This window comes from Paraburkholderia sp. NPDC080076 (assembly GCF_050281145.1).
Taxonomy (GTDB): domain Bacteria; phylum Pseudomonadota; class Gammaproteobacteria; order Burkholderiales; family Burkholderiaceae; genus Paraburkholderia.
The window spans coordinates 12,017-36,534 of sequence record NZ_JBNNWQ010000018.1 but is presented as its reverse complement, the minus strand read 5'-3'; the positions used below and the strand labels follow the sequence as shown (position 1 = coordinate 36,534).

Here is a 24,518-nt window from a genome sequence, read left to right as displayed (position 1 = left end):
ACCCGTTTCATTGAACTCCCCGCGCCGGGCAGATGAATACTGGAGAGCACTGTGGACGTCGCCCTCGGCGTGGGACCCTGGTGCCGCTTCAGTTATACGGGACGCTTCCGCCAGGCCACTCATTGCCTCAGTATCTTCCAGGGGCCGTTGCCGTGCTTACAGACGGTGGGCATCCAGCTTTGCGTCTGGCCCTTTGCGATAGCCACGAGCGTCGTCGTCCGACAGGTTCGATCGCCCTTGTGCGAGGTATCGTGCGGAGTCACCGTGCCCTTGATGGATACGGGATTGCCGGTGCCCGCGTTGTTCCATTCCAACGTTGCACCATCCTTCTTTGTTTCAAGCGCGGTCTGCGCGGCGTCGTTAAGTGCTTTCCGGTCAGCTTCCCTCATGTAACTGATCGGCGTATCTTTCAGGAAGTTCAGGTTTCCAGCGTAGCCGACAGTCGCTCCGGCCAGCAGAGCCGCACCTATCAACCAGTGCGGTAGAACGTGTATCGCAACGCGAGATTGGGCGGACATCGGTGTATCTCCCTCAATAGCGGATCCGGAAAGCAATAGCATTGCCCTCGGCGCTGGCACGACAAAAACAGCGATAGCGTCGTGCAGGTGCGCTGAGAGCCACGGCCTCGCGGCCTCATCCAACCGCTGCCGGCGCTATCCGTTGATGTGAGCGGCTGCATCGGTTCCGTCGGTCATACTTTTCGTGAATGGAATTCATCGACGGGTCCGCGACCGGGTTGCGCCGATCGATGAGGCCGAGGCGATCTTCGAGACCCTCGGCGCGAAGCATATCTCGCACGTCTCCGTGCGCGGCGACCACTTTCATCTCTATTGCGGCTGTCTGAAGTGCTTCATGCAACGTCTTGAGCATTCGCGCGCCCGCCAGATCAACAACGGGCGACGCGGACAGGTAAAGATCAGGAGTCTGACCGGCTCAGCGGTGGAGCGGATCTTCAGCCAGACTATCTCTCGCACGTGCCTCGCTGGTGAAATCGACCAATGAACTGAGACGCAGCAACCACGCAATGAGGCACATGCCAGCTATCAGCACGGCCGTTAGTGCGGCGATCGAGGCCCAGCGCGCCGAATCGCCAACCGCTATTGCAGCTTATAGGTGGGCCAGTGCGATACCAATCGGACCTTGGTCTTAGATCATCGATCTCAGAGACTGACGAGGCGCCGGACGGCAAAAATACGACCTTAGTCCGATTGCGCGCGGTATGACGGGAACGCAATGATGAAAGCCAACCTGCCGTTGCTGCACACACATCGCCCAGCGCGAGATCCCGGCAGAATTGCCATGACGGTGTCGGTTACGGGCTCGCATTCAGGTGACCGGTGACCTGCATTAGCGTGGGCTCAAGCAAGGAGCTGCCGTGAATACGTTAACGAAGTACTGCGTTTTTGCCACTTTAGCCGCATTGATATCAGTTGACGTCGCCGCGCAGGGAAAGCCGATCGCTTATCCCGCCAAGGGTCAAAGCCAGCAAAAACAGCAGCAGGACGACGGAGCATGTTATTCGTGGGCCAAGACTAACACCGGAGTCGATCCAACTGCCGTGGCCAACGCCCCGCCGCCGCCTTCTGGACCGGCAGTGGGCGGAGGCGAACGCGTTCAAGGCGCGGCGCGTGGCGCGGCCGGCGGAGCGGTGATCGGAGCCATAGCCGGTGACGCAGGAAAAGGCGCGGCAATCGGCGCCACGGCCGGAACGATGGTCGGCGGCTCGCGCGCCCGGCAAAACCGGCGCGCTGCGTCGGCATCGGCGCAGTCGCAGTCGCAAGGCGCCATGGACACCTTCAACCGTGCCTACGCTGCTTGCATGGAAGGTCGTGGCTACACGATCAAGTGAGCGGCATCGTAAGGGCAGCGCGACGCCCGTCCGTCATGAAGGAAAAGGCGGCCAATCAGGCCGCAAAACACGGTGCGCGTATGCGTCAAAGGACAGCAGCATGAGAGACAGCAAGCTCATCTTCGTGGCGACGCTCGTGGCTCTCAGCAATGCGGGGTTCGCACAGACGGAGCCACCCTCTGTGCCAGGTACCCGGCACGGTGCGTGAGAGGCCTGCCGTCAAATCAGCAACCGTCCGGCTTCCGTCAACATGCTGCGGACCGGCAGAAGGTTGCTACGCTGAAAGCGCACCATCGCGTAGGCGCGCATCGTCTCCGGACTCGCAGGCAAACGGGCTATCCGAAACTCTATTTCTTCTGCCGGGCGGACGCCCACTTCCTCCACGATGACGTTCAACCGGTCCAGCCGGAATGTCTTCTTCAAGATGTAGAAATGCGAGTCCGGTGACGACAGCACGCCGCAAATCACATCCAGTTCTCGCTCCAGCGCTTCGGTCTTCAGGCCGAGACTCGCCAGAGCCTGATTGTTCTCTTCGATGCGCGCCTGCAGGCGCATGGCTTCCGCTGGGTTGCACGACGCTTCGCTGCCCAGCAGCGAGCGCACCCCGGCCCCCTGCCGTTCAAGAAGTGCAAGGCGTGTCCTGAGCAGCGCCCGCTCCTGTTCGAGCGAATCACGCCGTGACTCGTCCGCCTCGATTTTGCTGATTCCCTCGAGCGCAAGCTGGTCGACGACCCGCAGCACGATTTCCCGCCGAAGCGCTGCTTCCGACACACCGCAAACGCGCACCTGATGATCGCTAAAGCTGACCGTCGTCTGCACGACGTCGGTCCGGATCGTTGTCCCATGTTGCGCCACGCCGAGAATGCTCTTTTCCATGATGGCCATTCCGAGCACGGCGAAGGCTTCCTCCGCCTCAGGATGATCGCGGAAGTAGGCGCGCACTGCCTCCGAGTGGCTAAAGACCGCGCAAACATCATCAGGCGCGGCAAAAAAAGCGTGAATGTACGGATCCGTCGTCCAGGCAGCCGCGCTTGCTTCACACGCGGGGGGCACCTCTTCCGCGAGGCGCGTCAGATAATCGATCGCTTTGCGCACTGCGGGCGCCATACGCGCCTCGTAGTCACGCGCGAGACGCAATTGCGGACTGAGCCTGACGATCCGATCAACGATTTCCTTCGTCTGCTGGACATCGCCTTCTTCAGGTGTGCGTTTTCCGGTCAACCACGACAGCAGACCCATGTTCCGCTCCAGCCGATATCTATGATTCGTCACGCTCAGGAAGAAGCAGCGCGGTGATCGTGCGGTTCTTCCAGTACATGTTGTGGACACGCGTCTGCAGTTTTCGCAGCCCGTCGGCAGTCACATCGTTGAAGATCACCAACGCCGCCGGCCGCGAGCCCGCACCGGCTATACGACGGATCTCACTGCACTGAGGAAATCCGTACCTTATCAAGAACTCGCTGATCTCCTCATCAGAGACGGTTTCTTCCACATTTCCAAGCAGCAGTTCAGCCATGATGGTCGCTCCTTGCCAGTTGCCCTAGGCCATGATGTTCAGTCCGCCGTCGATATACAACGTGGAGCCGGAGAGCCGTCGCGCATACGGCGTGGCCAGAAACGCGCAGGTGTAGCCCACGTCCATGATGTCGACCACTTCGCCCAGCGGCGCACGATGTACGGCCTCGTTGAGCAGCAACTCGAAATCCTTCAACCCCGAAGCTGCGCGTGTCTTGAGCGGGCCGGGAGAAATGGTATGCACCCGTATGCCCTTTGGCCCCAGCTCAAATGCCAGATATCGCGTACAGGCTTCGAGGGCCGCCTTGACCGGCCCCATCACGCTGTAGTTCGGCACGACTTTGTTCGCGCCGTAGTAGCTCATGGTCAGCATGGTTCCGCCGTCTTTCATTAACGGCGCGGCAAGGCGCGCCATGCGTACGAACGAATGGCAGGAAATGTCCATTGCGCTCAGGAAGCCATCGCGCGAGGATTGCAGCAGTCCGCCATGCAAGTCCTTTTGCGGCGCCCATGCAACGGCGTGAACGAGGATATCCAGATTCCCCCACACCTTCTCGACCTGCTCGAAGACGGCCTCCAGTTCGCCGTCATGCGTCACGTCGAGCGGCATGAAAATCTCTGCGTTGAGCGCCTGTGCAAGCGGTTCCACGTAAGGCCTGGCCTTGTCGTTCGCGTAGGTGAGCGCAAGACTGGCCCCGAGCTCATGAAATGCCTTTGCACAACCGTACGCAATCGAATGCTCGTTGGCGACGCCCGTGACCAGCGCTCTCGCCTCCTTCAGGATCAACCGCGGTTGTTCGATCGGCATGATGGAACTCCTTCATAGAAAGCCTGCGATGGACAATGTTCGCGATGCTTGCGCGGGTTTCCGTGGTCCGCCAGTTAGCCTCAGAACGCCGAAGCACCGGTAACAGACTGCGTATGCCGGGCGATCATGAGTTCCTCGTTGGTTGGAATGACCCACACCGATACCTTGCTCGAAGGACGGCTGATCAACGGGCCGCCGGCCTGATTGGCCGCGTCGTCCAGTTCGGCTCCTAGCCACGCCGCGTCACGCACCACCCGTTCCCGAATCGCCGCCGCGTGCTCGCCGACGCCGGCCGTGAACACAAGGCCGTCGATACCCTGCATAGCCGCGGCAAGGCTGCCGAGTTCGCGCCCAATCCGGTACGTGTAGACGTCGAGCGCAAAGCGCGCATGCGGATCGGTGCTCGCCAACAACGTGCGCATGTCGCTCGACACCCCCGACATGCCGAGCAGACCTGAGCGCTTGTATATCAGGTCTGCAATTTCCTGCGAATCCATCTTCAGTTCGTCGAGCAGATACAGGATGACGCCAGGGTCGAGGCTTCCGCAACGCGTGCCCATGGGCAGCCCATCCACGGCCGTGAATCCCATCGTGCTGGCAACGCTCTTTCCCGCGACCATTGCGCACATGCTGGCACCGTTGCCGAGATGCGCCACGACGATACGCCCGCCCGCAGCGGCGGGCGCGACCTCCGGCAGCACGCTGGCGATGTATTCGTACGATAGCCCGTGAAAACCGTACCGGCGCACGCCCCGCTCCGCAATCGACGCAGGCAGTGCGTATGCCTTCGAGGTTTCCGTCTGCGTGTTGTGAAACATGGTGTCGAAGCAGGCAACTTGCGGAATCTCGGGGCGCAATTGCGCGATGATCCGAACCGGTTTCAGGTTGTGCGTCTGATGCAGCGGTGCAAGCGGGCTGAGGCATTCCAGTTCGTCGGTCACGTCGGGCGTCGCCATGACCGCCCTGGAAAACCGCTGGCCGCCGTGCACGACCCGATGACCGACCGCAATCAGGCGATGCCCCTCGCCATGGCTGCGCAGAAAACCTGCGAGATACTCGATTGCGCCAAGATGACCCAGTTGGTAGTCGGTGCCCCATTCCTCGGTATCCACCTCGCCGTCTCTACCCGTCGAGCAAAAACGAGGGTTCGTGTACAGCGCTTCGAGCTGACCGTGCAGGACCAGGTCGAGGCGAGGCGTTTGCGCGTCGAATGCACTGAACTTCAGGCTGGACGAGCCCGCATTCAAGACCAGGATCACATCGGCCATATCGTCACCCGATTACCTTGCCGGCCTCGCGCCGCGCTTTCGCCACCAGCGCGGCAACCGCACACGACGCGAGACGTGTGGTGACGGAGTCGGCGCGGCTGGTCAGAATGATCGGTACGCGCGCACCGAGGACGATGCCCGCCGCATCTGCTCCAGCAAGAAAGGACAGGCTTTTCGCGAGCATATTGCCGGACTCGAGGTCCGGCACCATTAGCACGTTGGCCCGGCCGGCGACCGGTGAATCGATCTGTTTGATTCGCATGGCTTCGACGTTGATCGCGTTATCGAGCGCGAGCGGGCCGTCGACCAGCGCGCCGGTAATCTGGCGCCGGTCCACCATTTTGCAAAGCGCCGCCGCTTCGACCGTCGACGGGATTTTTGGATTGACCGATTCGGTTGCGGACAGGATCGCTACACGCACCTCTTCAAACAGCAACGCGTGTCCAAGATCGATTGCGTTCTGCAGAATATCGACCTTCTCCTCCAGCGTCGGCGCGATATTGATAGCGGCGTCGGTGATGATCAGCGCATGTTCGTACTCCGGCACGTCCATGACGAAACAGTGACTGATGCGTCGCGCGCTGCGCATGCCGGCATCGCGCCGGATCACCTCCGCCATCAACTCGTCTGTGTGCAGACTGCCTTTCATCAATGCCTCTGCCTTGCCTTCCCGCACGAGTTGCACCGCTGCGGCGGCCGCGGCATGGCTATGCGGCGCATCGACGATTGTAAATTCGGATATCTTGATGCCATGCTCCTCGGCGAGCGACTCGAGACGCGCGCGCGGTCCGACCAGCAGCGGCGCTATCAAGCCCATTCCGGCCGCCTCCACGGCGCCTGCGAGCGAGCTGTGGTCGCACGGATGCACCACTGCGGTCGGCAGTGGCGGCAAGCTCCCGCAGTACTCGATCAGGCGCTCATACTTCGCATGTCTGGGTTCCATCGACGTTCCCCTCGTGGTTCTGCATTGCAACACGGGTCATGTGCGAACCCGGTCGGGCAAGGACCCCTGACGCTTGCGACCGACACGCGATACGAGCACGGCGCGGATGCGTTCGAGCGCCGCCAGTTGTTCGTCGTCGGGCGCCGGATTCAACACGCGTTCGTCCGCCATGAGCTTTCCAAGCAGTTCCAGGAAGCGCTCACGGTCCTCGACGCGGGTGAGCAACGTCGGCAGTGTCACAATGGCCGCTTCGGGTTCGTAACGCGCGATGATCTCCTGGACACCTCGTATGCGCCGCCATTGGTCCGCACTGATGTCCGGCAGATAGTCCGCATAGATTTCAGCCAGTTCCTTGCGCATCTCCAGTCGCGCGAGCGGCAAAGACGCACCCTTGCGTGCGAGAAGGAACGCCGCGCGCGCCAGCGCCTCCGTGTAGCCGCCTTCGCTGATCGACTGCAACGCTGCCTGTACGAACGGCGTGTCGCGAGGACCGGTTGTGAGCGTTTCCACACTGGCGCCGTCGGGTGAACGGTCGGCAAGAAACATTGAATACATGTTCGCGTAGATGCCGAAGAAACCGGCCTCGGTCGCCGCATCGCGCATCGCACGGTAGTAGTCGAGCGACGCGCCGATGATTTCCGATCCGGTCTCTTCAAGCTTGCGCCAAGGGTTGTCCGCGGCGGCCGGTTGGCGACTCTCTCTGACCGCCTGCGCGGCCGGATGCAACCATCCGAGCCAGGGATTCATTCCAGACAACGCCCAGCGCTGAAGCCGCAGTGGATGAAACTCGCGCAACATGCGGGCGCTCGTCTCGTTGGACATCGCCTGCACCACGGGTTGCCCGACAAGTTCGTAGACTCGCTGATTCAACTCCGACAGCGCGGCCACCGCCTCGAACGGCTTCTCGTCCACGCGCCCGAATCGGTTGAAATGCGCGGAGATGTCCTCGAGCCGGCATTCACGGAATTCGACTTCGTATTCCGTCTCGCCGGACCCGCCTTTGACTTCGTTGATCGACATGCCGTAGAGGCCCGGCGGAAACGTTTCGATCGTCTCCAGCACGGAAACGATCTGCTTATGCTCTTTCTTTGCGACCCTTCCGGAGACGAAGATGCCGAGATGGCCAATATCCTCGTGCATCAGGCCAACGATCACCTGCCCTCGCGACTTGATCTCTTCGGTGCTTTTGTAGAGGTCCACGACCCAGTTGAACGCTTGTTGAGGGGGCGTGATGTTATCGCCCATCGAAGCGAACAGCACGATCGGCGAACGGATCTTGCGCAGATCGAACGGCTCGCCGTGACCGCTGCTTACTCCCCCCGACCAGAGCTTGTTGCCGACGAACAGATTGCGCGTGATCCACTCGATCTCCTCGCGATTCATCAGGTAATAGCTTCCCCACCAACGCTCGAATTCCAGAAAACGCGCCGGCTCGGTATCGATATTCGCGAACAGGTGGTAATACTTTTCCCAGAACGTGTTGGCTGGGTTCAGATTCTCGAAGTTCTGCACCAGATGGGCGCCGTCGAATTTGCCGTTGCCCAGATCCGCCGCATACGATGCGAGCCACGAGCCCCCGAGAAGGCCGCCGGCGTAGCGCATCGGATTGTCGCCCTCGCCTTCGCTCCAGGCGCCGCTCCAGTACGACATCGGTGCGCCGTTGATGACGATGGGACCGGTCTCGTCCGGATCGGAACTCGCAAGCATCATTGCCGCCCAGCCTCCCTGGCAGTTACCGATGACCGCCGGCTTTGGACTCTCCGGATGCAGCGAGCGAACCTTTCTGACGAACTGCTGCTCGGCGCTGCAAACGTCGAGCATCGTCTGGCCTGGCTCCGGATCGCGAAAGAACACCACGAAAAAAACAGGGTGTCCCGCGCGAAGCGCGACGCCGGCCTGCGAGTCGTCCTTGAAACCGCCGATGCCGGGACCGTGTCCGGCACGTGGATCAATGATCAAATAGGGACGCTTCTTCACGTCGATATCCACGCCTGCGGGCGGACGAAGTTGCAGCAACGCATAGTTGACCGGTCGCTTGAACTTGCGACCGTCGAGCACGATGTCATACTCGAAATGCAGCACCGGCGTCGGACTACCGGCACTTCGTTCGACGAACTCGGTTCCGCGCTGGTATAGCGTGTCCCAGAAGAGAAGCGAGCGCTGCGCGACGTCGGTGACGTATTGCCACGTATGCAGTGGATCAAATGATGCCGGAATAGCACCGTGCGAGCGAATGTCATCCTGATCGCGGCCAAGCGCATCGCCTAGTCGTTCATTCAAATTCTCCTGCGCGACCTGGGTACGCCTTTGCAGCACGCGGGAGATTTTCGCGGCAATGTCCTGACTGCGGGACAACTGCGTTCTTGCGTCCATTCGGCGACTCCTGAAAGGTGCACGAGGCGAGCACAGCCCCATGGCAACGACCGCGCGGTTCGCGCGCTCTTTTCGCGCCGCCGCCAACATGCTTCCCGACAGTCGGGTTGTGCGCTTTTTCGCGCACGCAAACAGGTTTTGGCGCAACGGCGGAGCACTCGCCGCAGCCTTTGCCGCAATGCCACATGGGAGCGCGATTGCATCAAGCCGCACTATCCGATTTTTGTTTTCATGGTGTGGCGACTTCCGATATCTGCCAATCGGACCAAGGTCCTATTCCTCCGTCGGAGGGCGACAGGTAGGCTCGTTGCCTATGCTCTCTCATATACTTCAGGTGCGGGCGCGCGTTCATTTCCACGCGTGATCGCGAGCCCAGGGTCGACAATGAGACGTCGTCCATGCCGGTGGGCGCCAATCCAATACAGCGCACTCGGACTTCTGTTTTCAGTCACCACCACGTGCGCTCAGGAACTCGAACCACGCACCTATTCTCCGTCGCCCATCGGCACCCATTTCCTGGTCGCAACCTGGGCCTATCTTTCAGGCGACGTGCTGACCGATTCTTCGTTACCGATCTCAGGCGTGCAGGCTCGGTTCAACATCTACTCGCTTGGTTATGTCTCGACTTTTAGCCTCGTGGGGCACACCGCGTCGTTCGGAATCGCGGCGCCCTTTGCGCGCGGCAATGTCAGTGGAAATGTGATCGATGCACCGACGCAAGTGCATCGCGCCGGCCTTGGCGACATCCGGCTGCGCTTCGCCTTCAATCTTTTCGGTAATCCGCCTTTGCCCGTCGAGGCGTTCATCAAGCCACAGTCGACCACTTCGGTCGGCACGAGCCTCACGATAGTCGTGCCCAGCGGCCAATACGTCGGCTCCCGGCTCGTGAATGTCGGCGCGAACCGGTACTCGTTCAAACCTGAAATCGGCGTATCTCAGCCTTTGGGCGACTGGTTTGTCGATGGGTCCGCGGGAGTGTGGTTCTTCACAAGCAACAATAACTTCTTCGGCGGCAATCAGCGCTCTCAAGCCCCCTTGATGGCGTTCCAATTGCACAGCGGCTATACCTTCCGCCCCGGACTCTGGATCGCAGCCGACTTCGGATACGCCGCTGGAGGCCGAACGTCGGTCAACGATGTGCCGGGTGAGGATCGCCAGGCCAACGTGCGTTACGGTGTCACCTTTTCCTTGCCGATCGCCCGAGGCTGGTCGACGAAGCTCGCGTATTCGCACGGTCTTGTCACGCGCGCCGGGGGCAACTTCACGTCCATCGCCTTGACGCTGCAGTACCGCTGGTTCGACCGCTGAAGAGGCCGCGGCGCCTGCGAGTGCAACACGGCCTTGCCAATGGCACGTCGCGCCATTTGGCTTCGGCCAGATACGAGAGGACTCCACGGCATTGCCGGGTAGACACCGAGTGCCTGCTAGAGGCAAGTTGGCTATTACTTGATGTTTCCTGCAATTCGGGAAATCCGATCCCTGACGACACTGATCGCCTGTTTGAGCGCGTACACATCCTGAAAATAGCGCTGCGGTATCCGTATTTGACTGGCGTGTGCATCGATGTCCTCGATTTCATCGCGCCATTGCGTAATCTGGTCCCGGGTCGGTTGCCTGTTTTTCCATATTTCATCTTCCAGCGCTTTGATTTCGCGGTACCAAACCGCGAGCCGTCTCTTGATCCGCCCCTCCACCATGCGCGGCAACGCCTGTAGCAAGCCGAGCATTACGGCTATGAACGGTACCAGTATCAGCAGACGCCTTTCGACAAAGCTGGCCAGCCAGAACGGAAGGTAGCGCTGCAGGAACGGACGACCGGATTTGAAGTAGCGCGTGCTTTCGTCCGAAATGGGAAATTCGTCGGTGTTCAGGTTGGGAAACGCGCCGTGCGGCGTAAAGTAATCTTCGGCGCCGTGCACGGTTCTGGCCGCGTCTAGCAGCAGGTAGACCAGTGCGGGATGCATGGTGTCTTTCGACACGAGCAGAGCGGTGGCGGCCAACAGGGTGACGTCGGCTTGCGGAAGGTCATCCACTATGCTGATCGAGGCGCGGGAAAAAACGATCTTGGAGAGAGACGGGAATTTTTGCACCAGCGCGTCGGCCTGGGCAAAACCCATCAGTTTCAGATTGCTGTTGAGTAGCGTGTGCTGCATCGGAGCGTCGGGCCTGCCTATAAAAAAAGCAGCGTCCAGCTTGCCGTCTTCAAGGCCTTGATATGCCGTGACGGCATCCATTTGCATCAGCGAAGTATTGTCCCGAGTGACGCCGCTATAGGAGAGCAATACCTGGGCGACGTTGAGCAGCCCGCTGCCGGAGACGCCGATGGCGATCCTTTTGCCGCGCAGTTGCACGAGCCGGTTGACGGTGATGTCGCCACGATAGAACACCCAGATCGGTTCATATGAGACGGCAGCGATGGTCTGCAGATGATCGGTTTCTTTCGGGCTGGTGGTGCCTGATTGAATAAAACCCACCTCGTATTCGCTATCCGGATTCTTCAGCCGTTCATAGTTTTCGACCGAACCGGAAGAACTGCGGATAACCAGAGTAATGCCGTCGCGTTTCAGGATGGGCGCATAGCGATCCGCAAAACCGCGATAGATGCCGTTGTCCGCCCCGGTTGTAATGACGATCGTGCGTTGGATGGCGGGCTTGATGAGCGTCGCAAGCGCCCAACCCAGCGCGGCCAGCAGCAAGATTGCGCCAATGAACAGAAGCCGCCGGCGCCCGGGTGTTATGGGAGCTTTGCTGCTACGCTGAAGCACTGGGTTGTGCCTGGTCATTGTTCGGCATCTCCCGTCTGGCCTGTTCCGCGCGAGGTGGACTCGGCGAGCCTCTGTGCGGCACCGTTGCCGGCAGTCGCGAATGACCCGGGGAGTTTGTCACCTGCAGGTGTCCGCCGTCAGCCATAGAGCGGCAGCAACAAAAACAACTTGATGACGATCGCATTCGCGATGTCGATAAAAAACGCCCCCACCATAGGTACTACCAGAAAGGCCAGATGGGAGGGACCGAACTGTCCTGTGATCGCCTGCATGTTGGCTATCGCGGTCGGTGTCGCCCCGAGGCCGAATCCACAGTGACCCGCTGCGAGCACTGCCGCGTCATAGTTGCGCCCCATCACCCGAAACGTGACGACAATGGCGTAAGCCGCCATCGCGATCGCCTGCACCACCAGAATGACGAACAGCGGCAAAGCGAGCGATGCGAGATCCCCCAGCCGCAGACTCATCAACGCTATAGCAAGAAAGAGACCGAGGCTAACGTTGCCGAGTACCGACACCGCGTCTTCGAACACGCGATACCAGCCGCGCACCGCGAGCCCGTTGCGCAGTACGACACCGACGAACAGGACGCACACGAACGCCGGCAACTCGAAAGCCGTACCGTTCAGCAATACCGCGATCGCCGAACCCACGGCAAGACAAACCGCAATCAGCGCGACGGTTTCGATGACGGCCTCCGCGGTGATCGGCCGTACCGTATTGGGCTCCTCGAAACCGGTCGAGGTTGCACCTTCCGTCTCCGGATTCGGGGCAAGCCGATAGCGGGTGATCAGAAAGCGCGCGACCGGCCCGCCGATCAATCCCCCGAGTATCAGACCGAAGGTGGCACAGGCAATCGCAATTTCGGTCGCCGATGCGAGGCCGTGGCGCTCGGCAAACACCTTGGCCCATGCCGCACCCGTGCCGTGGCCACCCGATAGCGTGATGGACGCCCCAAGCAGGCCGAGCAACCGCTCCTGGCCCAGTGCCCAGGCGAGTCCGATACCGAGCGCATCCTGCATCACGAGCAGGCCGACCACGACACCCAGAAAGGCCATCAGCGAGCGCCCGCCCGCTTTCAGTCGCGCGAGGTCTGCATTCAGGCCGATGGTGGCGAAGAACGTCAGCATCAGCGGCACTTGAAGCGTGGTATCGAAACGGACGTCGATCTGCAGGGCGCGGTTCAACGCAAACACCAGCAGCGATACAAGCAGGCCGCCGACAACCGGTTCGGGGATGCTGTACGTACGCAGAAGTCTGACCCGGGCAAGAATCTGTCGTCCAAGGAGAAGAACGAGCGACGCGGCCATCAGCACTTCCAGCGTATCGAGGCTCACGGTCTTCTTCTCCAGTCCAGCGATCGATCAGTGACCCCGGAAACGAGGTATCCTGGTTTCAGCCGACGCGAACCTCGGCGACATATGACCGCTAATAGACCTCCGTTCTCCGTTCCGGCGTCAGTCGACGGTCGTCGGCGGACGGATGCCGGCCGCGATCGCGCGGCTCACGGTGGCAAGCGCCTTGCTCCAGGCCACCACCGCCGCTTCGTAGCCCGCGCCCGCGCAGGGCTCGCTCGCGATGGTCCGGCCAGTGATCGGCGGCGCTTTACCGGGTGGCAACACCGACCACAAGACATCGACAGTCACGGCATCGCCGAGCAAGGCGTCGAAGCGCTGGACGTCGATCCGCACTCGCCAGGCCGCCGCCACGTCGCCGCCGATCGGCAAAGTCGACACGCGAGGGCTGTTCAGCAGCTGCGAGAGATCGGCGACGAACACGCGCGGAATCTGGCTCTTCAGCGGCTCAGCCCAGCGGGCGAATTCGTCGATCGTCACATGGTTCGTGCCGGCGCGAACAACGATCTGCGGCCGGTCGACCAGTTCGGGCACGGTGACCGCGCCGATCACGACGATCATGGGCGGCCCATGATTGACGCTTTCGCGCGGCGCCTCCGCACTCAACGTGTAGAAGTCCGACTTGGGCGAGCTGGCACAACCGGCGAGCACGACCGTGGTCAGCGCAACGGCAAGGCATAGCGATGGGCGCTTCACTTTTTATCCTCCACCTTGCCGCGGATGAGTGCCTCCGGATGGCGTTCGAGATAGTCCGCCAGCGTGCGGAAAGCGGCCGCTGTGCGCGCCAGTTCGTTCATGGCGTCCGTCGTGTTCTGCGCCAGTGGGGAGTCGGGCTGTAGCGTGCTGTTCGCGGAATTCAGCGTCGTCTGTGCAGCGGCGAGCGTGTCCCGTGCCTGAGGCACCACATCGGTCCGCAACTGCTTGAGAAGGCTATCGGCATCGGCCAGCGTCTTTTGCGCGCCCTTCCCGATCCCGCCAAATGGAATCTGGTTGAGCTTGGCGAGGAGACTCGTCACCGAATTCTGCATGGACTGCAGGCCGCCAGGTATGGTTGGTATCTCGGGCGGCGTGACGGTCCAATCGACCTTCGCCTTCGGCGCGTTCGGGAAAAAGTCGAGTGCAATATAGAGTTGCCCGGTCAGCAGGTTTCCGGTGCGCAATTGCGCACGTAAGCCATGGTCGACCAGCGTTTGCGCAAGTCGCTGAGGGTCGTCGGTGATCCTTCCTTTGCCTCCCTTCATATAGCGCGACGTGAAGCGCTCTGGAAAGAGACGTATCTCGACCGGAATGCTGAACTGTTTGGTAACGGGATCAAACCGCGTATTGATCGCCGCGACTTCGCCGACCACGATACCGAAAAAATCGACCGGTGCGCCGACCACCAGCCCCCGCACCGACTCCCTGAAAACCAGCGCATAGGTATCGACGATCCGATCGTGCTGCTTCATCGCCTCGGCGCGATCGTGGTACAGCGCGAACTCGGCGTTCGGGGCGGCCTCGGCTCCATCGGCCGTTTGGTCCGGCGTCTGGAATGCGAGTCCGCCGATCAGGATGGCCACCAGCGATTCGGTGTTGACCTTGACGCCCGTCGTATCGAGTGACACGTCGATCCCGCTCGCCTGCCAGAAGCGCGTATCGGACCTCACGTATTTCTCGTAAGGGGCGTTGACGAAGACACGCATCGTCACGCCCTTCCCGTCCGGGTCCAACTGGTACGAAACGATCTGACCGACCTGCAGCCGCCGGTAGAAAATGGGCGAACCGACATCGAGCGAGCCCATGTCGGCGCCTTTCAGTACAAACTCTCGGCCCGGCACGCCGATAGCGAACACGGGCGGTGACTCCAGGCCTGTGTAATCGCGCCTCGGCTTCGTCGAAGTGCCCACGTCCATGCCGACGAACGAGCCCGACAGCAGCGTGCCGATGCCGGATACGGTGCCGCCGGAAATGCGTGGACGCACGACCCAGAACCGCGTGTCGTCCACCAGCAGGTTGGTGGCATCTTTGGACAGCTCGGCCGTGGCGACCACGCGGCGGTGATCGCCCGACAGCGTGACACTCTTGACCACACCGATGTCGACGTTCTTGAACTTGATCTTGGTCTTGCCCGCTTCGAGGCCCTCGCCGGTCTCGAAGCTGATCGTCACCGCCGGTCCCTGCTCCATGATCGCCTTCACCGCCAGCCATCCGCCGATGAGCACTGCGATCAGCGGCACCAGCCACACGATCTGCATCCGCCAGCGCGAGCGCGGAGTGGCAATAGCTTCAGGAACGTCCGGCGACCCCGGTTGACCGGGAGGTTTAGCCATGATCGTGCTCCGTTGCGTCCCAGATCAGGCGCGGATCGAATGACATGGCGGCGAACATCGTCAGCACGACTACCGCGCCGAAAGCCACGGCGGCCGGACCTGCCTGGATGGTTGCGAGTGCATTGAACTGGACGAGTGCGACGAGAATCGTGATCACATAGATATCGAGCATCGACCAGCGCCCGACCAGTTCCACCACGCGGTAGACGCGCGTCCTCTGCTGCAGCATCGCGAGCGAGCGCCGCTGCGTCGAGATAACGAGGAACATGATCGCGATGATCTTGAGCATCGGGACGGCGATGCTCGCAATGAACACGATGATGGCTAAAGGCCAGGAGCCGGATGTCCAGAGGTACACCACGCCGCTCATAATCGTGTCTTTCGCCGAGCCGAACAGCGAACTGGTGTTCATCACGGGCAGCATGTTCGCCGGGATGTACAGCACCATCGCCGCGATCAGGAACGCCCACGTGCGCGCGATGCTCGCCGGTTTGCGTTCGTGAAGATGCGCGCCGCAGCGCGGACAGCTCGCGTCGTGCACGTGTGGCGCCGCTTTTGTCAGCAACCCGCAATCGTGGCAGGTCATCAGCCCGCTGGCCATTGCCGTGCGTGCGGCCGGTTCGGCGAGTTCTTCCGGGCCCGGCGCGGCGCGGTAGTGGCCGCCTATTCGCTGCCAGAGATCGTGCGGATCGAACGCGGCACTGGCCGCCGCGAGTATCAGCATCAACGCACCGAAGGTCCAGAGCGCGACGCCCGGCACGACGCTGGCGATATGCGCCAGCTTGACCAGCGCGACCAGCATCCCGAGAATCAGGACCTCCGTCATGCCCCACGGCCGCGCCAGATGCAGCACGCGAAACACGATGTCGGGCCGGTATGGCAGGCGCCGACGCCACAGCGGAAACAGCAGATACGCCATCGCGGACATCTGCATGAGCGGCATGAGGAATGTCGTCACGAACACCAGCCCCGCGATGGGCCACATGCCGTCCCCGTACAGCACGCGCACCGCGCCCAGCAAGGTGGTCTCGACAAGATCGCCATTCACCGACAGCCCGACGATCGGAAACGCATTGCCGATCACGAACAGCACGATCGCCGTGACTGTGAAAGCGAGCGCACGATCGAGACTGTCCGGATGGTTCCGGTACAGCTCCGCGCCGCAACGGCAGCAGCGCAGCACGCTCTCGCCCGTCAACGGCGCTTCCCGTTGCAGCAGGTCGCATTCGTGGCAGGCAATGAGGCGCTCGGCGGTCATTGCGCTTGCTCCGTAGCGGGCTGCCCGGTCGTGGCCGCAGCGGGCCCGTGCTGCATGACCTGCCCCGTCATGCGCTCGGCTTCGACAACCCAGCCACCGCCCATTGCCTTATACAAACCGATCAGCGAACTGAACACGAGTCCGTTGGTTTGCGTGTAGCTCAGTTGCGCGTTAAAGAGGCTACGCTCGGCATCGAGTACCTCGATGTAGCTCGTATAGCCGCCTTCATAGCGCAAGCGCGCAAGCCGTGAATAGGTTCGCAACGCTTCGACCTGACGGCCCTGCACAACGAGTTGCTCGCGCGACTTCTGCAGTGCGATCAGTGAGTCGTCGACCTCCTGGAAGGCCACCTGGATCGACTGCTGGTACTGGAACAGCGCCTGTTGCTGTTGCGCTTCCGCCTGGCTCACCTGGCCGCTGATGCTGCCCGCGGTAAAGATCGGCACGGTCAGCGAGCCTGCGTACGACCAGATCCGTGCCGGCCCGGTGAACAGTTTCGAGAACTGGCCGCTCGCCGTTCCGAACAGGCCCGTCAGTGAAATGGACGGAAAGTAAAGCGCGCGCGCGGCGCCGATCAATGCGTTTGCGGCGATAAGGTTCTGCTCGGCCTGACGCAGATCGGGACGACGCTGAAGCAGATCGGAAGGCAGGCCTGCCGGCACCGGCGGCACCTCGAGCTCCGTGAGTTCGCGGCCACGCAGAATCGGACCGGGATTGCGACCGAGCAGCACGGACAACGCGTCTTCCTGCTGGGCGATTTGCGTCTCGATCTGCGGGATTGTCGCGAGAGAGGCTTCGTATTCCGACTCGCTCTGTGCGAGCTCCATCTGCGACACGTCGCCGCCTGAAAACCGTGCCTGAAATACTTTCACCGAGCCGGCACGGCTTTCGGTCGTTGCCTTCGCGATCGAGAGTTGCTGGTCGAGGTCGCGCAAATTGATGTACGACGACGCCACCGACGCCACCAGCGACAGGATCGTTGCGCGCCGGCCTTCTTCAGTTGCCAGCAGGCTTGCTCGCGCGGACTCGGTCTGACGTCTCACCTTGCCGAAGAAATCGATCTCCCATGCGGCCGAGAGCGGCGCCTGAAATTCGTTGAATACGGGGTTGACGCCGGGTGGCAGCGTCGGCAGCCCAGCAATCGATGAGCGTTGACGCGATGCTTCAAAGCCCGCGTTGACCTGCGGAAACAGGGCCGAGCGCGTCGTCACGAACTGGCCAAGAAACTGGTCGACCCGTGCCGCAGCGATTTTCACGTCCTTGTTGTCGGCCAGCGCGGCGGCAATCAGATCGTTCAGCACGGGATCCCCGAATTGCTCCCACCACATCGCGTTGGCAACTTCGGCCGCCTCGCTTCCTTCGAAGCGGAACGTCGCCGGCGTAGGCACCGTGGGTCGCACGTAGTCGGGGCCGAGCAGACAACCGCCCAGGCCGAGACTCAGCCCCGCGAGCAGCAGGGCTGGCACCAAACGCATGATGAACGCGGAGCCGCGCATGTCAGTCGTCCTCGCGCCGGGCAGAGGGTTTAGCGGTCGGAGCGCCCGAGCCAGGCGGCGCGATAGGCGGCGTGCCGTCGCCCGCTGCTCCGCCGCTCGGATCTTTCTTCTTGCTGCTCCGTTCCGACATCGTTTCAAGCACGTAGAAGAACATCGGAATGAAGAACACGGCGATCACCGTCGCGCCGAGCATGCCGCCGATCACGCCCGTGCCGATCGAATGCCGGCTGTTGGCCGACGCGCCCGTGGCAATGGCAAGCGGCACGCAGCCGAGAATGAACGCGAGCGACGTCATCACGATCGGCCGCAACCGTTCGGTCGCCGCCGTGACGGCGGAGTCGTACACCGACTCGCCGCCTTCGCGGTTCAGCACCGCGAACTCGAAGATCAGGATCGCGTTCTTCGCCGCGAGTGCGACCAGCATCGTCAGGCCGATCTGGAAGTACACATCGTTTTCGAGGCCGCGCAACAGGATGGCCAGCAGCGCGCCGAAGAGCGCGAACGGCACTGCCATCAATACGCCGAACGGCAGGCTCCATTTCTCGTATTGCGCCGCGAGAATCAGGAACACCATGATGAGACCGAACACGAACACGAGGCTCGACGTGCCCCCCGCCTGCTTCGCCTCGTATGCCTCACCGCTCCAGCCGATGCCGTAATCCGACGTCGTCACTTCACCCGCGACCTCTTCCAGCGTGGAGATGACCTGCCCCGAGCTGTAGCCCGGCGCGCCGTTGGCCGTAATCTTGACAGCGGGAAAGTTGTTGAAGCGCGTGATGAGATCGGGGCCCGTCACGTACTGGGAGGTCACGACAGCCTTGAGCGGCACCATGCTGTTGGTCTTGCTGCGCACATAGATCTGGTTCAGATCCTGCGGCGTCAACCGGTACGCCGGTTCAGCCTGGAGGATGACCTGCCACAGGCGGCTCGACCGGTTGAACTGCGAGACGTATAGCGAGCCGAACATGGTCTGCATCGCGCTATACACTTCCTCGACCGGAACGCCGAGCGTTTCTGACTTGTCCCGGTCGACGTTGACGAGCAATTGCTGCGACGACGCATTGAAGGTCGATGTCACGCGCGCCAGTTCGGGTCGTTTCTTTGCCTTCTCCAGAAATTTGTCCACCACGTCCGCGAGCTGCGCGATCGTGCCGTCGCCCTTGCTCTGAATCCACATCTCGGTGCCGCCCGTCGTGCCGAGCCCCGGTATCGACGGCGGATTGACCGGCAGGATGATGCCCTCCTTTATTTTCGACAGGTTCTCGTACGCGCCGATCAGCACCGCCCGGGCGTTCTGCGTGCGGATGTTGGCCCATTTGTAGCGTTCGTCGAAACTCTTGAAGCCGATGAAGAACGTACTCGCGTTGTTCTTGTTCTGGCTGTCGAGCAGGCTGTAACCGTCGACGATCGTCACGCTCCCCACGGCATCCTGCTTCATGAAGTAGTCGGTGACGTGCTGCGATACGTCGCCCGTGCGATCGAGGCTTGCTGCGTCTGGCATGATGATCGCGCCGAGCAGATAGCCCTGGTCTTCCGGCGGCAGAAACGAAGTCGGTATCGAACGCATCATGACGACCGCGAGCGCGATCATCCCCCCAAACAGCAACAGTGCCACGACGAACCGTTTGATGACCAGCTTGACCGCACGCGTATAGCTGTTCGTCATCCTTTCGAAGTTCCTGTCGAACCACTTGAAGAAGCCGCGCTTTTCGTGATGGCCGGGCTTGAGCAGCAATGCGGCCAGCGCCGGCGACAGCGTCAGTGCAACCAGGCCCGAGAACACCACCGAGATCGCAATCGTGATCGCGAACTGCTTGTACAGCTGGCCCGTGATGCCGCCGAGGAATGCCACCGGCACGAACACCGCGCACAGCACCAGCACGATAGCAATGACCGGGCCGGAGACTTCGTCCATTGCCCGCTTGGCGGCGTCTTTTGGACTCAGCTTGTGCACGTTCATGTTGCGCTCGACGTTCTCGATCACGACAATCGCGTCGTCCACGACGATGCCGATTGCGAGCACCATGCCGAACAGCGTCAGCATGTTGATCGAGAAACCGAGCGCCAGCATCCCCATGAAGGTGCCGACAATCGATACGGGAACCGCCAGCACCGGAATCAGCGTCGCACGCAGGCTCTGCAGGAACGCGAACACGACGATCACGACCAGCACCAGCGCTTCGAAGAAGGTATGCACGACATCCGAAATGGATGCGCGGGTGAACTCGGTTGTGTCCATCGCGACGCTGTATTCGAGCCCCTCCGGAAACGTCTTCTTCATCTCGGCGAGCGTCGCGCGCACCTGTTTCGACACGTCAAGCGCGTTCGCGCCAGGTTGCTGGTACACGGCCATGACTGTCGCCGGTTTGCCCTGATAGCGGCTGCGGATCGAATAGTCCTTCTGCCCGAGCGCCGCGCGGCCGATGTCCTTCAGGCGCACGATCGCCGCGCCGCCGCTGGCCGCGCGAATGATGATGTTTTCGAACTCGGCGGGGTCGGCGAGCCGGCCCGTGGTCGTGACCGCGAACGACTGTTCAACGGGCGAGCCCGTCGGCGACTGCCCAAGGCGGCCGACAGCAAACTGCTGGTTCTGGTTGGCGACGGCTTTCTGCACGTCGCCGGCCGTGATGCCCAGTTGCGCCATGCGATCGGGCTTCAGCCATATTCGCATCGCGTAGTCGGGCGTGCCGAAGATGGCCGACTGATTGGCGCCGGGAATGCGTTTTAACGCATCGAGCACGTAAATGTTGGCGTAGTTGGCGATGTAGGTCGCGTCGTAGCGCTCGCTCGGCGAATAGATCGCGATCACCATCATGAACGCCGACGACTTCTTCTGTACCTGGATGCCTTGCGCCTGCACCGATTGCGGCAACTGCGGCAACGCGAGGTTCACACGGTTTTGCACATCGACCTGCGCGAGTTCCGGGTTGGTGCCGATCTGGAAGTACGCATTGACGGTCAGGTTGCCGGTCGATGAGCTCGACGAGCTCATGTAGATCATGTTGTCCGCGCCGTTCACCTGCTGCTCGATCGGCGCGGCCACATTGTTGGCGACCACGTCGGCGCTCGCACCTGGATAGGTCGCGGAGATCGTGATCTGCGGCGGCGTGATGTCCGGGTACTGCGCGATCGGCAGATTGACCATCGCGACGGCGCCACCAAGCGTGATGACAATCGATATCACCGACGCAAAGATCGGACGGTCGATGCAGAAGTGGGACAGGTTCATATCGCTCGCCCGTTTATTTTGCCGCGACCGTACTGGATGGGCGCGCCTTCGAACCGGTGCTTCCCTCCTCTGGCGCGTCGGCTGCCGCGGCGGGTGGGGGCGATGCCACTATCTTCAGCGGTGTATCGGCGGTAACGCGGAGCGCGCCGTCGACGACGACCCGCTCGCCGGCCTTCAATCCCTGCGTGATGAACCAGTCGTCGCCATGCCATTCGCCGACTTCGACGACACGCTGATGAGCTTTCGAGTCGTTGTCGACGACCCATACAAAGTGACTCTTCGAGCCTTGCAATACCGCGCGCTGCGGCACGAGAATCGCGTTCGGGCGCACCGCACCGGCCACGCGAGCACGCACGAACTGTCCGGGCCGCAGCGTGCCTTGAGCATTCGCAAACGACGCACGAACCAGGAACGTGCCCGTTTCCGTGCTGAACGCAGGATTGGTGAAGTTAATATGGCCCTGATCGGGAAACTGGCTGCCGTCGGCCAGCAAGACAGTCACGATGAAGTCGTTATCAGCCGGAAACCGAAGGGCGCCCTTGGTGATCTCGTCGCGGTATCTGAGCAACTCGTTCTCGGAGATGCTGAAGTTCACCCACATCGGATCGAGCTGGTAGACATACGTCAGCAAGCCGGCCTGTCCGGCCGTCACATAGCTGCCGTCCTGCTGTCTCGCGAAGCTCGACAGACCGTTGAGCGGCGATTTGATGGTTGTATAGCTGAGGTTGAGCTCCGCCGTCTGCACCTGCCCCTTGGCGGCGATCACGGCCGCTTCCGCGCTCTTCTCGTTGCCGGTTGCGTCGTCCAGATCCTTCTTGCTCAAGGCGTTCTGCGCGGCGAGCGGGATCACGCGCGCGAGATTGGCCTTCGTCACATAGAGCCGCGCCTCCTGCTGCGCGAGTTGGCCCTTGGCCGTCTGCAGCGCGGCCTCGAATGGTTTCGGGTCCATCAGGAAGAGCGTCTGCCCGGCATGGACCAGTTGACCCTCGGTATAGACCCGCTTATCGAGAAAGCCGTCCACGCGGGCGCGAATCTCCACTTCGCGTGAGCTCTGCGTCTGCGCGGTGAACTCGAACTCGACCGGCGTATCGTGCGGCTCGACCTGCATCACGGTCACTTCGGCCGCGCCGGCCTGCGGCGGCGGAGCCGGCTTGTGGCACGCAGCGCACAGCGCCAGCGTTGCGTAGATCAGCAACCGCGCAGGCGAGCGCGCGCGCTGCCGTCGCGAATCGCGCGACGGCAGCCTGTGCAGGAAGAAATCAGGCGTTGCTTGTTTCATGAGATCACCCGTCGCGACTACATGGCGGTGCAAGCACCGAACAGCACCAAGGCGTCTTCACGGTTGACGAGCGTCACGCCGATCGTGCCGTCCACCCTGTCGAGCACGATCGTCCATGCGAAGCTGAATTCAGTTCCCTGGAGAACAATCTGACTCTCATCGGTTTGCATGAAGCGGATCGGTGCCACGCGTTGGGGACCGGTAATGGTCTTTTTCGCAAAGTCGATGCGCATGAATTGCGGTGCGCCCAAGTCCGACGGCAGGGCGCGCAAACAGGTTTCTCCTGGATCGCAGGCGTGCGCATCGATGGTGGCGCATAGCAGCGGCTTGCTGCCGTCGAATTCGGCAGCGCACAACGTGGCCGAACAGAGCCCACTCAACACCGCTATAGCCGCCAGCGGAAGACGTACGCATTTTCTGTTCATGGGTCCCTCTCATGCTGCTTGCGATCTTTACTACACCGTGTACCCACGGCCAGCCATGCACGCAGCCGTCGCGCGGTGATACGTGGCCAACTGCCGGGACACCTGAGCCCCGGAAGCCTGCCGCGCGAGCACAACGGGATCGACACCCGTGGTCTGCTTCGCCCCTAACCGGCAATCGGCGGTGTCGCTCTGTTGACACTGGGGGCTTTGGCCTTTAGCCGGGTCAATGATGGGTTGCCGGGCTGCCACTGAGCATCCCAGCGCCGACATCACAAGCCCGGGTGAAACTCGCATCAGGGGTTGCATGGCGAAACGCCTCCTGGACAATCCAGTTCCGGCACCGACTCACGGCACTCCGACGCCGATATCAGAAAGCGCCGTAAAGTCGCGGACTCATGGCTTGATCTTGGTGATCTTCTGTCCTTGCACGCCGAGGCCCGCCATCAGGCCTTCCTGGCCATAGATGAATGCGTAGACATCGGATTGCAACGTGGTCGTTGTCATCGACTTCGCCTTGCCTTCGTCGACGACAACGACACTCGGTCCCATGCCGACGGACCAGCCGTCGCTGCTGTTCAGATAACTGAGCGCCGCCGGTGTCATCAGGAACATCGCCTGATGGAAGCTCTGTGCCCCAGCCTGCAGGCCGTATGACAATGCCGTGGCGTTGTAATAGCCCAGCACCTTGCCGTCCGGGCCGAACATCACGCCGTCGCCTCCCTGCGCTCCGACAAGAAACCCCGCCTTCAGGATGTCCGGAAACACGAGGACGGCAGTGGCCTTGGTCGCCAGTTCCCCCGCCTTTGGCGTTGTTGCAACCAGTGACCGATATGCATCACGCGCTTTCTGATCCAGCTCAGGACGTGATGACCCGGACGCCGACGCAGACGTGGATGAGTTCATGCTCGAGCAGGCGACCGCCGCGAGCAGAACCGGAATCATTGCCATCAGGCGGACAAGCTTGAACATGATAGGACGCTCCATTCAAAAAGAGTCACTGCGTGACCGGGTCCCAGAACGGCGTGCACCGCGCCCTTCAGGTACCGGTAGTATTGGTAGCAGATCTGTCCGATGGCAATTGAACTTTGGTCCAATACGGGGCGAATCCGCACGTGTTCAGACTACGGCGGCTGTCCTCCTTCGAGGGCCGCGCGTACGGTCCTGATGAACAGATCATCGTTGAACGGCTTGAGAATGTAGGCGACCGCACCGCCTGCGAAGGCTTGTTCGCGCACGCTGATGTTGTCGTGGGCGGTGATGAAAATGACAGGCGTGCCACTGCCTGAAAGACGCTGCTGGACCTCGAGTCCATTGAGCCCCGGCATCTGCACATCGAGAATGACGCAGGCAGGACGATATGACGGCATGGATGACAGCACGTCGAGAAAGGCGTCGCCGCTTGCGAAGGTTTCGGCAGCGATACCGACTGAGCGCAGAAGTCTCTTGATCGCTCGGCACACCGATTCATCGTCATCGACGACGACAACGAATGATTTGAGTTTTCCCATTGCACATAGTCCGGTGTCCGGGAATGCACGGGGCAGTGCACTCCCCCAAACCATAGACTATGAGTCAGGCGCAAATGCCGATAGTGGACCTTGGTGCAATGTGGACGCCGAAAGGCCTCATGGCATCCCCGGACGACA

At 61.5% G+C, this 24,518-nt stretch carries 21 protein-coding genes; 2 read left to right on the top strand and 19 right to left on the bottom strand.

Going from position 1 to position 24,518, the window contains the following annotated elements:
- Positions 1-119 precede the first annotated feature (119 nt).
- Positions 120-518, bottom strand: coding sequence for an RT0821/Lpp0805 family surface protein (locus ACQKRQ_RS40290; protein WP_427483301.1), 399 nt, complete (start codon positions 516-518; stop codon positions 120-122).
- A gap of 115 nt (positions 519-633) precedes the next feature.
- A complete protein-coding gene (locus tag ACQKRQ_RS40285; protein WP_427483299.1) occupies positions 634-870 on the bottom strand; it encodes a hypothetical protein in 237 nt (78 codons plus the stop codon).
- 505 nt (positions 871-1,375) lie between these two features.
- Here ACQKRQ_RS40285 and ACQKRQ_RS40280 point away from each other — a divergent pair.
- Positions 1,376-1,849 (top strand): glycine zipper family protein, encoded by a 474-nt coding sequence (locus ACQKRQ_RS40280; protein ID WP_132383155.1) that lies wholly within the window; start codon positions 1,376-1,378, stop codon positions 1,847-1,849.
- Positions 1,850-2,068: 219 nt separating this feature from the next.
- Here ACQKRQ_RS40280 and ACQKRQ_RS40275 read toward each other — a convergent pair whose 3' ends face one another.
- The 6 genes from ACQKRQ_RS40275 to ACQKRQ_RS40250 form a co-directional block, all read right to left on the bottom strand.
- Entirely contained in the window at positions 2,069-3,088 is a 1,020-nt protein-coding gene (locus tag ACQKRQ_RS40275) for a hypothetical protein (protein ID WP_427483297.1), read from the bottom strand.
- Positions 3,089-3,107: 19 nt separating this feature from the next.
- Positions 3,108-3,365, bottom strand: a complete 258-nt coding sequence (locus ACQKRQ_RS40270) for an RNA-binding protein (protein ID WP_132383151.1) — start codon at positions 3,363-3,365, stop codon at positions 3,108-3,110.
- A 24-nt stretch (positions 3,366-3,389) separates the two neighbouring features.
- Positions 3,390-4,172 (bottom strand): enoyl-ACP reductase FabI, encoded by a 783-nt coding sequence (gene fabI, locus ACQKRQ_RS40265; RefSeq protein ID WP_427483295.1) that lies wholly within the window; start codon positions 4,170-4,172, stop codon positions 3,390-3,392.
- Between the two features lie 80 nt (positions 4,173-4,252).
- Positions 4,253-5,440 carry an acetate/propionate family kinase gene (locus ACQKRQ_RS40260; RefSeq protein WP_427483293.1) on the bottom strand — a complete coding sequence of 396 codons (1,188 nt, stop codon included), beginning with the start codon at positions 5,438-5,440 and terminating at the stop codon, positions 4,253-4,255.
- A gap of 4 nt (positions 5,441-5,444) precedes the next feature.
- Positions 5,445-6,383 (bottom strand): phosphate acetyltransferase, encoded by a 939-nt coding sequence (locus ACQKRQ_RS40255; protein ID WP_427483292.1) that lies wholly within the window; start codon positions 6,381-6,383, stop codon positions 5,445-5,447.
- A 36-nt stretch (positions 6,384-6,419) separates the two neighbouring features.
- Complete coding sequence (locus ACQKRQ_RS40250) at positions 6,420-8,756, bottom strand: DUF3141 domain-containing protein (protein WP_427483290.1); 2,337 nt, start codon at positions 8,754-8,756, stop codon at positions 6,420-6,422.
- A 360-nt stretch (positions 8,757-9,116) separates the two neighbouring features.
- Between ACQKRQ_RS40250 and ACQKRQ_RS40245 the strand changes: the two genes are divergently transcribed.
- On the top strand, positions 9,117-10,064 hold the full coding sequence (locus ACQKRQ_RS40245) for a transporter (RefSeq protein WP_427483288.1): 948 nt from the start codon (positions 9,117-9,119) through the stop codon (positions 10,062-10,064).
- A gap of 134 nt (positions 10,065-10,198) precedes the next feature.
- Here ACQKRQ_RS40245 and ACQKRQ_RS40240 read toward each other — a convergent pair whose 3' ends face one another.
- The 11 genes from ACQKRQ_RS40240 to ACQKRQ_RS40190 form a co-directional block, all read right to left on the bottom strand.
- Complete coding sequence (locus tag ACQKRQ_RS40240) at positions 10,199-11,539, bottom strand: TAXI family TRAP transporter solute-binding subunit (RefSeq protein WP_427483286.1); 1,341 nt, start codon at positions 11,537-11,539, stop codon at positions 10,199-10,201.
- Positions 11,540-11,658: 119 nt separating this feature from the next.
- Positions 11,659-12,858, bottom strand: coding sequence for a sodium/glutamate symporter (gltS, locus tag ACQKRQ_RS40235; protein WP_427483284.1), 1,200 nt, complete (start codon positions 12,856-12,858; stop codon positions 11,659-11,661).
- Positions 12,859-12,978: 120 nt separating this feature from the next.
- Positions 12,979-13,572, bottom strand: coding sequence for a PqiC family protein (locus tag ACQKRQ_RS40230; RefSeq protein ID WP_427483282.1), 594 nt, complete (start codon positions 13,570-13,572; stop codon positions 12,979-12,981).
- Positions 13,569-15,185 (bottom strand): intermembrane transport protein PqiB, encoded by a 1,617-nt coding sequence (locus tag ACQKRQ_RS40225; protein WP_427483280.1) that lies wholly within the window; start codon positions 15,183-15,185, stop codon positions 13,569-13,571. Before ACQKRQ_RS40225 ends, ACQKRQ_RS40230 begins: the two co-directional genes overlap by 4 nt.
- Entirely contained in the window at positions 15,178-16,443 is a 1,266-nt protein-coding gene (locus ACQKRQ_RS40220; RefSeq protein ID WP_427483279.1) for a paraquat-inducible protein A, read from the bottom strand. The genes ACQKRQ_RS40225 and ACQKRQ_RS40220 overlap by 8 nt, the downstream gene beginning before the upstream one ends.
- Positions 16,440-17,939, bottom strand: coding sequence for an efflux transporter outer membrane subunit (locus tag ACQKRQ_RS40215; RefSeq protein WP_427483277.1), 1,500 nt, complete (start codon positions 17,937-17,939; stop codon positions 16,440-16,442). The genes ACQKRQ_RS40220 and ACQKRQ_RS40215 overlap by 4 nt, the downstream gene beginning before the upstream one ends.
- A gap of 1 nt (position 17,940) precedes the next feature.
- A complete protein-coding gene (locus ACQKRQ_RS40210) occupies positions 17,941-21,168 on the bottom strand; it encodes an efflux RND transporter permease subunit (RefSeq protein WP_132383131.1) in 3,228 nt (1,075 codons plus the stop codon).
- A 13-nt stretch (positions 21,169-21,181) separates the two neighbouring features.
- A complete protein-coding gene (locus tag ACQKRQ_RS40205) occupies positions 21,182-22,447 on the bottom strand; it encodes an efflux RND transporter periplasmic adaptor subunit (RefSeq protein WP_427483275.1) in 1,266 nt (421 codons plus the stop codon).
- A 17-nt stretch (positions 22,448-22,464) separates the two neighbouring features.
- Positions 22,465-22,872 (bottom strand): hypothetical protein, encoded by a 408-nt coding sequence (locus ACQKRQ_RS40200; protein ID WP_132383127.1) that lies wholly within the window; start codon positions 22,870-22,872, stop codon positions 22,465-22,467.
- 393 nt (positions 22,873-23,265) lie between these two features.
- Entirely contained in the window at positions 23,266-23,841 is a 576-nt protein-coding gene (locus tag ACQKRQ_RS40195; RefSeq protein ID WP_427483273.1) for a YSC84-related protein, read from the bottom strand.
- Between the two features lie 152 nt (positions 23,842-23,993).
- Positions 23,994-24,380, bottom strand: coding sequence for a response regulator transcription factor (locus tag ACQKRQ_RS40190; protein WP_408183547.1), 387 nt, complete (start codon positions 24,378-24,380; stop codon positions 23,994-23,996).
- Between the last annotated feature and the right edge of the window lie 138 nt (positions 24,381-24,518).

Excerpts from the sequence above, each read along its gene's own strand:
- ACQKRQ_RS40190 (WP_408183547.1), bottom strand. The coding sequence starts at position 24,380 with ATGGGAAAACTCAAATCATTCGTTGTCGTCGTCGATGACGATGAATCG.
- ACQKRQ_RS40260 (WP_427483293.1), bottom strand. The coding sequence starts at position 5,440 with ATGGCCGATGTGATCCTGGTCTTGAATGCGGGCTCGTCCAGCCTGAAG.
- ACQKRQ_RS40270 (WP_132383151.1), bottom strand. The coding sequence starts at position 3,365 with ATGGCTGAACTGCTGCTTGGAAATGTGGAAGAAACCGTCTCTGATGAG.
- ACQKRQ_RS40195 (WP_427483273.1), bottom strand. The coding sequence starts at position 23,841 with ATGTTCAAGCTTGTCCGCCTGATGGCAATGATTCCGGTTCTGCTCGCG.
- ACQKRQ_RS40285 (WP_427483299.1), bottom strand. The coding sequence starts at position 870 with ATGCTCAAGACGTTGCATGAAGCACTTCAGACAGCCGCAATAGAGATG.
- ACQKRQ_RS40225 (WP_427483280.1), bottom strand. The coding sequence starts at position 15,185 with ATGGCTAAACCTCCCGGTCAACCGGGGTCGCCGGACGTTCCTGAAGCT.
- ACQKRQ_RS40275 (WP_427483297.1), bottom strand. The coding sequence starts at position 3,088 with ATGGGTCTGCTGTCGTGGTTGACCGGAAAACGCACACCTGAAGAAGGC.
- ACQKRQ_RS40220 (WP_427483279.1), bottom strand. The coding sequence starts at position 16,443 with ATGACCGCCGAGCGCCTCATTGCCTGCCACGAATGCGACCTGCTGCAA.
- ACQKRQ_RS40205 (WP_427483275.1), bottom strand. The coding sequence starts at position 22,447 with ATGAAACAAGCAACGCCTGATTTCTTCCTGCACAGGCTGCCGTCGCGC.
- ACQKRQ_RS40250 (WP_427483290.1), bottom strand. The coding sequence starts at position 8,756 with ATGGACGCAAGAACGCAGTTGTCCCGCAGTCAGGACATTGCCGCGAAA.
- ACQKRQ_RS40215 (WP_427483277.1), bottom strand. The coding sequence starts at position 17,939 with ATGCGCGGCTCCGCGTTCATCATGCGTTTGGTGCCAGCCCTGCTGCTC.
- ACQKRQ_RS40210 (WP_132383131.1), bottom strand. The coding sequence starts at position 21,168 with ATGAACCTGTCCCACTTCTGCATCGACCGTCCGATCTTTGCGTCGGTG.
- fabI (WP_427483295.1), bottom strand. The coding sequence starts at position 4,172 with ATGCCGATCGAACAACCGCGGTTGATCCTGAAGGAGGCGAGAGCGCTG.
- ACQKRQ_RS40240 (WP_427483286.1), bottom strand. The coding sequence starts at position 11,539 with ATGACCAGGCACAACCCAGTGCTTCAGCGTAGCAGCAAAGCTCCCATA.
- ACQKRQ_RS40290 (WP_427483301.1), bottom strand. The coding sequence starts at position 518 with ATGTCCGCCCAATCTCGCGTTGCGATACACGTTCTACCGCACTGGTTG.
- ACQKRQ_RS40200 (WP_132383127.1), bottom strand. The coding sequence starts at position 22,872 with ATGAACAGAAAATGCGTACGTCTTCCGCTGGCGGCTATAGCGGTGTTG.
- ACQKRQ_RS40255 (WP_427483292.1), bottom strand. The coding sequence starts at position 6,383 with ATGGAACCCAGACATGCGAAGTATGAGCGCCTGATCGAGTACTGCGGG.